Below are 8,874 nucleotides of genomic sequence, written 5' to 3'. Positions count from 1 at the left end.
CTAGGACTTACGCATTGACAGACATAACCAAATGTGATCACCTCTCGTTCCTGGGCTGCTGCCTTGTAATGCTCTTGTGTCCGGCTCTGCCTCCTGTCAAACTGGGAGGCAGAGCCTCCGAGTGATCACATTCCCAGGCAGCAGCCCAGGAACGAGGCAGGGCAAGACTTTTATCTTAATAAGCTTCATATGCAATTGGGTTTTGCAGATTGCAAACCAGGAAGAGGGCAATAAAAATTCAATAGGCTAGAAGCATGACTAGAGTAGCAATTTTACCAACAAGAGACGGATAGAGTTAAGGATTGTAGGTAAACTGACTGTGAATGGCAACTCCGACCCAGGAAGCGGAACTATCTTGTTGGGAATCGTCTGTCTCTCCTAAAATATAAAGATGTTCGTAATCCCAAAAACAAAAGCGATAAAGTAACAATTTAGGAAACATAGTATTTAAGAACTTGATTAAGTTAGTAACATTATCTTGATCAAAATCTCTATCATCAACAGAAAAGCCCCGACCTCCATCTCCTTGAATCATAAATTTTTCAACTTTATAAATTTCAACTAAGCCAGATTTTAACAAAGCATTATTAATTGCCTCTTCTTGACTACCTCCCGATGCCAAAACGATACTATGATGATGGAAATGATTATAGCCACCATCATAGTAGCCATATATCATGATCTCGCCTAACTCTTTAATCATGTTATTAATTGTCTTCTCAATATTTGACAATTTTTCTGCTTCTAAATTAGATTTTTTTTCTTCTTTGTATGGCGAACAGTGAATAAGGTTATTAATAAATTTAGGTGTTTCTTGGGGAACAGTTGAAGAAAGACAAATCCAGCGTTGACTATCAGGAACTCTTCCCACAATAACGGATAGGGAATAATGAGAGTTATAGCTAAAAGAAAAAGCCTGTAACTTCTTGATCTTCTTTGTTAATAACTTGAGTAAATTAGAATATTGTTGATATCTTTGATTTTTAGTATGTTCATCTAGAATTTTTTTTGGATCTTTATTATAAAGATGAATAAGACTCGATGCTAAACCATTATGTTCTGGCCACAACCAATTTTCAAAAGCAACTTCTGGGTCAGTTTCTATGATCCAACCTTCAGATTTAATCAGATTTAATGGTGTAAATTCACCTTTTATCGTTGCATCCCACGCATAGGGTTTTAAAGTTGCACCATCTTCATGACATGGAAGAGAATAGCGTATTTCTTCTTCCAAAAGAACTTCCAGTGTCCCTAAGCGTTGCTCAGTTTCAGGTTTCATGAATTTTTACTCCTATGTTTAAGCTAAACTAGCGATCGCCACTGCTCTAACAATTTGATTGCCATCTTCGGTAAGCTGTTGTTTAATTTCTGTCGGTGTCGCTGGATTATCTGCCACTGCGTAACGTTCCAGCCAAGATGCTGACTGCGCTCCCTGTTGCAACACCTCAACAGGGGTCAGAGGGTGCAACAACGTCACAAAACGCACAAAAGGAACATCTGACTCTACATATTCCGATAACACTGTCGCTAAATCATCAGTTTGAGGGTTGTAGAGCCGGCTCAAACCGCGTAGGGTAGGACTGGTTTGGGTTTGGCGTACAGTTGAGTTACTGACTAAATTTTCCAAGGAAGCACGCACCACAGCCGGAGTGTGAGGATTTTTCGCTACAGCACGACGCACTTCTACTTTTTCATCCTGAGCAAGTTGTTCGAGTTGAGCCGATGGTAAGTTAGGATTAGTTGCCACCGCAGCACGAATGGTTAAATCTTCATCTCGCGTCAAAGCTACTAATGCACTTTCTGGAGTCCGAGAATTTCTTGCTACTTTCAGCCGCACTTCTACTTTTTCATCAGTTGATAAAAGCTCTAAAACCTGAGCCGGCACATTCCCACTAACAGCAACAGCTTCGCGGACTGGTAAGGCTCTATCTTGGGCTAATTGTTGCCAATGAGCTTCGGTTAAGTTGGGATGGCGGACTAAAGCAGTACGCACATTTGCATTAGAATGCTGGATAAATTGAGTTAATAGTTCTGGTGTTAGATTTGGGTTACGAGCAAGAGAAATTAAAACAGGTTCTTCTGATTCTGTAGCAATTATTTTTGCCATCAATTCTGGGGGGAGATTGTGACTTAATGCTACAACTTCACGAACATATTGGGACTTATTTTCTAACAACCTTTCCATTAAATTAACAGGGATTTCATTTCTTTCTACCATTGCACCAGTAACTTCTTCATCATGTTTATTCAGCAACCTCTCTAGCAATTGTGGTGAGCTATTAGGATTTCTAGCTATACCCCAAAGAACAGGTTCATAAGTATCATCTATCATTTTTTCCAATGCAGACAACGGAGTATTGCGATGATGTGCAACGTCTGATCTAATCCATGAAGTTGTGTTCGTTGCTAGTTTTTCGAGGGTACTGGCGGGCATTTGAGAGCCTTCAAGATTTCTTAGCAAATACTCGAAAACTTCCTTTTGTGTACGACTATCTCTTTTTAAAGTGTCCTCGACTACTGCTGCTAGGGCATTTCCTGGAGTTTTACGATTGTAAGCACTAGCAAGTTTCTTTTCTACTCCCAAAAATTCTAGAACTTCTACAGGTGTATTCTGATTTCCAGTTAGTTTCTCACATACGCTTCTGCTCGAATCTTGAGCGAGTTGAGTTAATATTTCTACGGGAGTGTTTTTATTTCCTGCAACTTCTGCTCTAACCCAATCTGATTCATCTTGAGCTAATCGGTTTAAAATTTCTATTTGACTGGAACGATGACGCACCAAAATCAAGCGCACGTTCACATTCTCATCTTGGGTGAGATCCAAGAGAATAGGAAGCGGTAAATTAGGATTTTGAGAGACAACTTGACGAATGGTAGCATCACTATCTTTTGCTAGTTGTTCAAGGATAGGAATTGGAGTTTTCTTGCTATGGGCTGCGATGAGTTTAGTATTTTGATCTCCAGTTTCAACAATTTGTGCTAAACCATAGGAACTGTTAAGACGATTAGCAAGAAGTTGATTTGCTTGTGCTATTTCCTGTTCTTGCTCAAGAACAACTAATAACCGATAGCGTTCTAAAGTAGGTAAGCTGGGATTATTTAAAACTATTTGACGCACTACCACTGGTTTAACCGGTTTAACTGGTTTAACATTATTAATCGTTTTTTCAACAGGCTGTCGAGCAAGCTGAACTAATATCTCAGGTGGAGTGGCAGGATTTTCTGCTAAATGTGCATTTTGTGTTCCTAATGCTGCGATTTGCTCTAGAAGATATATAGGAGAATATAAATCTCTAGCTATTGTATCTATATCTCTTGATTTAATTTTATAAAGAAGGTCTCTTCGTTTATCTTCCTGCATAATGGGAATATCTTCATTAATTTTTAGAGATATACATAGTTCTAAATTTCTATCATAATCTAAATTGAGTAGGTTGAAATATTCTATGATTTTTGATTTTAAATCAATTGGAGTTTTAATATTACCAATTAATGCTGCACAGACCAAAAGATCAGGTTCAGATTTAGATAATGTATCTGATCCGATCTGTTCTATTAAATGAAGAGGAGTTTTACTCCAACCTGCAACTGCTGCCCGAATAATTTGAAACTCATCTGTTGCTAATTCCTCTAATAACTTTTCTCTCAAGCTAGTAGAAATAGAAAAGCTTTGAGCAACGGCTAACTTTACTCTAGAACTAGAATCTTCTGCAAGTTTTTCTAAAGTGTTGGTCGAAACGTTTGGATGTTTTGCAATTTCTTTTTTCTGTCGATTATCTGCTCTATCAACAATTTTTTCGAGAATTTCTCCAGGAGTTGCACGTTGTTGAATAATAAGATCAATATTTGATTCTGGCTTTCTTCTAGCAGCCAACTGCACATTTGTATTAGGATACTGTGCGAACTTTTCTAAAATCTCTTCAGTGGCATTGTCATGCCCCGCCACCACAGCTTGAATCTCCAGATCAGATTCTGCTAATACCGCCAAAACCTGGGCTGAAGTAACAGAATTTTTCGCCACAGCCAACCGAATTTTAAAGACTTTATCCGCTGCCAAAGCCAACAGGGTTTCTTGAGAAGTTGAGGGATTTTTTGCCACTGCTAAACGTATGCACTCCCAACGGCTTTGTGCTAAATTTGCCAACTGTTCTACATCTGTATCGCAATCACTCGCCATCTCATGCTGTTCTTGGACTAAGCGCACTAACTCCGGCGGACAACTGGGATTATATGACACAGAGAGACGAATAGCTAACTCCAAATCTCCCGCCAAGGATTCTAATAACGCCAACGGAGTTTGAGGATCTTCTGCGACTTGTAAACGCGGTTCTAGGCTAGGTTCTTTTGCCAAGCGTTCCAGCAGCTTGAGGTGATATCGTAGCGGTAAATAGGGGTTGCTGAGGGCTTGAATCAGATATTGGCTAGGAACCCACTCACTGAGGAAGTAGGGGGGAACAGGGGCGATTTTGAGCAGTTCGACTGCTAATTTGTCATTTTGCCCCAGATAGCGCGATTTTAACACTTCCTCAACGGCATTCTGCCCATCTTCACTGATTTCTCCTGCCCAGTTGATGTGCAATTGTGCGGCTTCGGCAACGGGCGCGTAGGGGCTATTAACTAAGACTTCTAGCAAGGGGCGTGGCGTTTGGGAATAACTCGCCACTGCTAGTTGTAAGGCGACGGGTTGAGTGTTAAGTTGTGTCGGGTCAGCTAGAAACGGTTCTAAATCTGAAATGGTGAGCGATCGCAACAATTCCATTATCCCACCCCAAATCCTCATTGAAGGTCAAGACGATCTTATCCTGTTTGTTGTTGCTTTAGGATGTCCGCTTCCCCGTGGATAATCTATTTTCAAAAGTCAAAGTTTATTTATCTAATTATTTTTTTATTGGTTATTTTCTAAACAAAATGTGCATCTTGAGGATTGAATGCCAGCTTAATTATTTCATGGGGATATACATTGCCGAATATATGATTTCGAGGTACTCTGGCGATTAAAGTTTGTTCTCCCACCTTCACCCAAATACTACAAATCCCAATACCATTTAAAACCCGTTCTACTAGCCCTTCAATAATTACTGACCAAGGTTTATGCAATATTGAAGAACTTGCATCGAAAAGATTGAAAGTATCGCCAGATAAACAACATGCAGTAATTGGCTTGGTGATTTCCCCAGGATATAAAAACTCTATCCCGTTTGCAAGTTTGATAAAATTTCCACGGCTACTCCGTTCTACCCGACACGGAATAATATTATCTATCCCTACCAGTCTGGCCAACTGCTCGTTAGCTGGGCGGCGGATGATGGTTTCCAAGTTATCATCCTGGACAATACAACCGTCAAATAAAGCGATCGCTCGATCAGCAAAATGCAGTATATCTGTAAAATTATGACTGACTAATATGACTGCTGATCCCCTCGCTTGCGCCCATTGTCTAATTTTCTCGATCATCTGGGGACGTATTCCCACATCTAAAGAGGCAGAAGGCTCATCTAAAAGCAGCAATTCTGAATCAGCAACTAAACCGCAGGCAATACAAACCCGCTTTGCTTCACCACCGGACAGAGAACGAGCTGACTGATTTGCCAGATGTTCACAGCCAAAAGTGGCAAGTGCAGTATGTACCGTTTGCTTAATCTTGTGTGTTGGTGTTCCGCGAAACTTTAATACCTTGGCAACATTATTAAAAACAGTGTCATTCAGTAGTAATGTTTCCTGAAATACCAAAGCCGAACGACGACGCAACAATGTTTTATTGGTATTGCGGACATCCTGTCCAAATAATTTCATCTCACCACGGTAAGGTTGCAAGAGATTGATTGTTCTTAACAAAGTGCTTTTACCAGCGCCATTGGGGCCAAGTACAGCAACAAGTTCTCCTGGACGGACTGCAAAATTGTCAATTGACAGGATATTTTTACGTGTTTTGCTAGCGACGCTCACCTGTCGCATATTCAGGACAAACTCGTTAGTATTCATAAAATTTTCTTGTCATGCTGTAGGATAGTCAGCAATACGATCACGGTGTATGTGATGATCAGAAGAATGTATGCGATCGCCATTGCAACATCGTAATTTCCTTTCCCTACTTCCAAGACGATCGCTGTAGTCAGGACTCTTGTCTGCCCCTTAATATTGCCGCCCACCATCATGGATGCACCAACTTCTGAGATGACGCGACCAAAACCAGCCATGATTGCAGCCATTAACCCTAACCGTGCTTCCTTGATTAGCAACCAGTTGGCTTGCCACTGTGTCGCCCCCATTGATAACAGTCGCCAGCGTAGTTTCGGATTAATACTGATAATTGCCGCAAAACTGAAGCCAGCTACAATTGGAAAAGCAATGATGGCTTCGGCTATGATCATCGCTGTGGGCGTGTACATCAAATCAAGATTTCCTAACGGCCCAGATCGCCACAAAAACAGACTGACAAATAAACCGACTACGACAGGTGGTAATCCCATACCGAAGTTAATCAAACTAGTCAGAGTCTGCTTGCCGACGAAATCCACTAATGCTAGCCACAGTCCTAATGGTAGTCCCAGTAAAACGCTAATGCCTGTAGCTATTCCAGATACGAACAATGTCATCGTCATTACCTGGAAAACGTCGCGATCGCCACTGGTTAATAGCTCAGAAGCTCTAAAAGCTCCTTCGATGATTGTATTCACAAATACAAATAAGGATGAAAAATTGGAAAATAATCGTGAAATATGCAGTAGAGCAACCCTTGATGATCTGATGCTCAAGTTTCTTTAAAAGCCATAATCTTTCTCCGTTTTACCGGCATCAACATAAAATAGCGGTTGTTTGAACTCTTTTTTACCGTGGGCTGCAATCAGTGTCTGTCCTTCAGGAGATAAGACATAATTAATAAACGCTTTAGCTCCTGCACTATTCACTCTGGGGAATTTCTGAGAATTTACTTCCATGACATGGTACAGATTTAACAGTTTCTTGTCTCCTTGCACCAGTACTGGCAAAGACAGGTTTTTCTTCTGAAATATATATGTTGCCCGATCTGCTAAGGTATATCCTAGTTTTTGATTAGCAATTTGCAAAGTTTGCCCCATCCCTGAACCTGTTTGCTGATACCAAGCACCAGTCGGTGTGATATTTGCCTGTTTCCATAAATCTTTTTCTAGTTTGTTAGTACCTGAGTCATCTCCCCGCGATATAAACAATGCTTGATTTTTGGCAATCAGGGTGAACGCTTCCACAGCACTCTTTTTCCCTCGGATCTTTGCCTTGTCCGCATCAGGGCCGACAATCACAAAGTCATTGTGCATTACCAAGTGGCGATTAATCACCGCACCACCTGCCAAAACTTTGCGTTCGGCTTTAGGTGAATTGACGAATAGGGCATCAACCTCACCTTTTTCAGCTAGAGCCAAAGCTTGTCCGGTACCGACTGCAACCTTTTTGAGCTTATATCCTGTTTTCTTTTCAATCGCCGGAACTAAATCATCTAGTAATCCACTATCCTCAATGCTGGTTGTCATTGCCACTATCACATTTTTATTCGCTGGGGACTGTCCAAGAGTTGGCTCTTGCTTGACTAGATTACTACCAAAGCCAATGCAAAGAATCGCCACGAAAATTACCAAACATCCATGACGCAAAGCCCGATGATTGATCATTGCACTCTCCTACCAATTTATATGCCAATATTTTTTACTATGGCAAGTAAAGCTTACATTGGGAAGTATAAGCAAGATTGAGTAGGAAATCAACTATATATATGTTGTTTCCCAGACAATGCTGATGCTCAGAAGGATTCTATGTATTACAAAGTCCTACAATCTGTCCATGTATGACGATACTTGTCGATTCCTTGCCGAAAACTTCTCAGCCGACTTTGCCAGTTGGCTACTGGGAGAGTCCATTACTCTGACGGAGCTAAAACCCTCCGAACTTTCCCTCGAACCCATTCGTGCAGATGCCTTAATTCCTACTTGAGTCTGATGATTCCGTCCTCCACCTGGAATTTAAAACCCGTCCCAAACGGGATATTCCGTTTGGGATGTTGGATTATCGCGTGCGAGTTTACAGACGTTATCCTGACAAAAGGATGCGACAAGTCGTAGTGTATCTTCAGCCCACTGGATCTGATCGCGTTCGGCAAACTACTTTTTCCCTAGAGCGCACTCGTCATGAATTCGATGCAGTTTGCCTGTGGGAACAACCCACAACCTTTTTCCTACAATACCCTGGACTGCTTCCCTTTGCTACTCTGAGTCAAACAACTGATCCAGAGGTAACATTGCGTTCTGTTGCACAAACCATCAACCAAATTTCAGACCCAATAACCCAAGCTAATTTAACTGCTGCTTCAGCGATTCTAGCTGGGATAAGATTAGAGGATGAGGTTGTTTATCATGTACTGAGGAAAGACATCATGCAAGAATCAACCGTTTACCGTTCTATTCAAGAAGAGGCAGAAGCAAGGGCAAAGGCAAGTATGCAACGAGAGATTGCTGTTAATCTTTTGCGCCAAGGAGTAACAATCAACATTATTGCTTCTGCAACAGGCTTGTGGATTGAGGAGGTGCAACAACTACAACAGCAGATTACCGAATCTCCATAGAGTTAATGTTGCGATCGCAAGAGGATAATAGAGCAACCAAATAATATTCTCCTACGATTGGTTGTCATTGCCAACACACCCTACGAAACTGGATAATCTATTTTTTCGTATTTCCTAGCCCAGGCGATTAGAAAAATACTGTTGGCGAATTAATCAGGGGTAAAACTCATATACCCAAAGTAGGCGATCGTGAATTAGCATCAGTTATATCATGTCCGCTTGATTACTTACTAAACCCCAAGAACCCCACCCCGCCAAAGCTACGCTTTATCTCCCCTCCC

General features: G+C 41.2%; 7 protein-coding genes. 2 read left to right on the top strand and 5 right to left on the bottom strand.

All coding sequences use genetic code 11. From position 1 onward, the window contains the following. Positions 1-295 precede the first annotated feature (295 nt). The 5 genes from HWQ41_RS20575 to HWQ41_RS20555 all read right to left on the bottom strand — a co-directional run bounded on the left by HWQ41_RS20575 (position 296) and on the right by HWQ41_RS20555 (position 7,646). Complete coding sequence (locus tag HWQ41_RS20575) at positions 296-1,279, bottom strand: hypothetical protein (protein ID WP_292766802.1); 984 nt, start codon at positions 1,277-1,279, stop codon at positions 296-298. Between the two features lie 18 nt (positions 1,280-1,297). Next, the gene (locus tag HWQ41_RS20570; RefSeq protein ID WP_292766799.1) at positions 1,298-4,780 is read right to left on the bottom strand and encodes a hypothetical protein; all 3,483 of its coding nucleotides are present in this window, start codon (positions 4,778-4,780) and stop codon (positions 1,298-1,300) included. Positions 4,781-4,899: 119 nt separating this feature from the next. Then, positions 4,900-5,982, bottom strand: a complete 1,083-nt coding sequence (locus HWQ41_RS20565) for an ABC transporter ATP-binding protein (protein ID WP_292766796.1) — start codon at positions 5,980-5,982, stop codon at positions 4,900-4,902. Next, positions 5,979-6,677 carry an ABC transporter permease gene (locus tag HWQ41_RS20560; RefSeq protein ID WP_292766793.1) on the bottom strand — a complete coding sequence of 233 codons (699 nt, stop codon included), beginning with the start codon at positions 6,675-6,677 and terminating at the stop codon, positions 5,979-5,981. Before HWQ41_RS20560 ends, HWQ41_RS20565 begins: the two co-directional genes overlap by 4 nt. A gap of 84 nt (positions 6,678-6,761) precedes the next feature. Next, positions 6,762-7,646, bottom strand: a complete 885-nt coding sequence (locus HWQ41_RS20555) for a substrate-binding domain-containing protein (RefSeq protein ID WP_292766790.1) — start codon at positions 7,644-7,646, stop codon at positions 6,762-6,764. Positions 7,647-7,815: 169 nt separating this feature from the next. Between HWQ41_RS20555 and HWQ41_RS34335 the strand changes: the two genes are divergently transcribed. Continuing rightward, positions 7,816-7,965 carry a hypothetical protein gene (locus tag HWQ41_RS34335; RefSeq protein ID WP_334783423.1) on the top strand — a complete coding sequence of 50 codons (150 nt, stop codon included), beginning with the start codon at positions 7,816-7,818 and terminating at the stop codon, positions 7,963-7,965. A gap of 22 nt (positions 7,966-7,987) precedes the next feature. Beyond that, positions 7,988-8,593 (top strand): flagellar assembly protein H, encoded by a 606-nt coding sequence (locus tag HWQ41_RS20550; protein ID WP_366931689.1) that lies wholly within the window; start codon positions 7,988-7,990, stop codon positions 8,591-8,593. Positions 8,594-8,874 lie beyond the last annotated feature (281 nt).

The organism is Nostoc sp. NOS(2021) (assembly GCF_017115025.1).
GTDB lineage: Bacteria > Cyanobacteriota > Cyanobacteriia > Cyanobacteriales > Nostocaceae > Nostoc.
This window is presented reverse-complemented; position numbering and strand designations above follow the sequence as displayed.

Bases quoted from the DNA above. Each gene is read 5' to 3' on its own strand.
- HWQ41_RS20565 (WP_292766796.1), bottom strand. From the start codon at position 5,982: ATGAATACTAACGAGTTTGTCCTGAATATGCGACAGGTGAGCGTCGCT.
- HWQ41_RS20555 (WP_292766790.1), bottom strand. From the start codon at position 7,646: ATGATCAATCATCGGGCTTTGCGTCATGGATGTTTGGTAATTTTCGTG.
- HWQ41_RS20570 (WP_292766799.1), bottom strand. From the start codon at position 4,780: ATGAGGATTTGGGGTGGGATAATGGAATTGTTGCGATCGCTCACCATT.
- HWQ41_RS34335 (WP_334783423.1), top strand. From the start codon at position 7,816: ATGTATGACGATACTTGTCGATTCCTTGCCGAAAACTTCTCAGCCGAC.
- HWQ41_RS20575 (WP_292766802.1), bottom strand. From the start codon at position 1,279: ATGAAACCTGAAACTGAGCAACGCTTAGGGACACTGGAAGTTCTTTTG.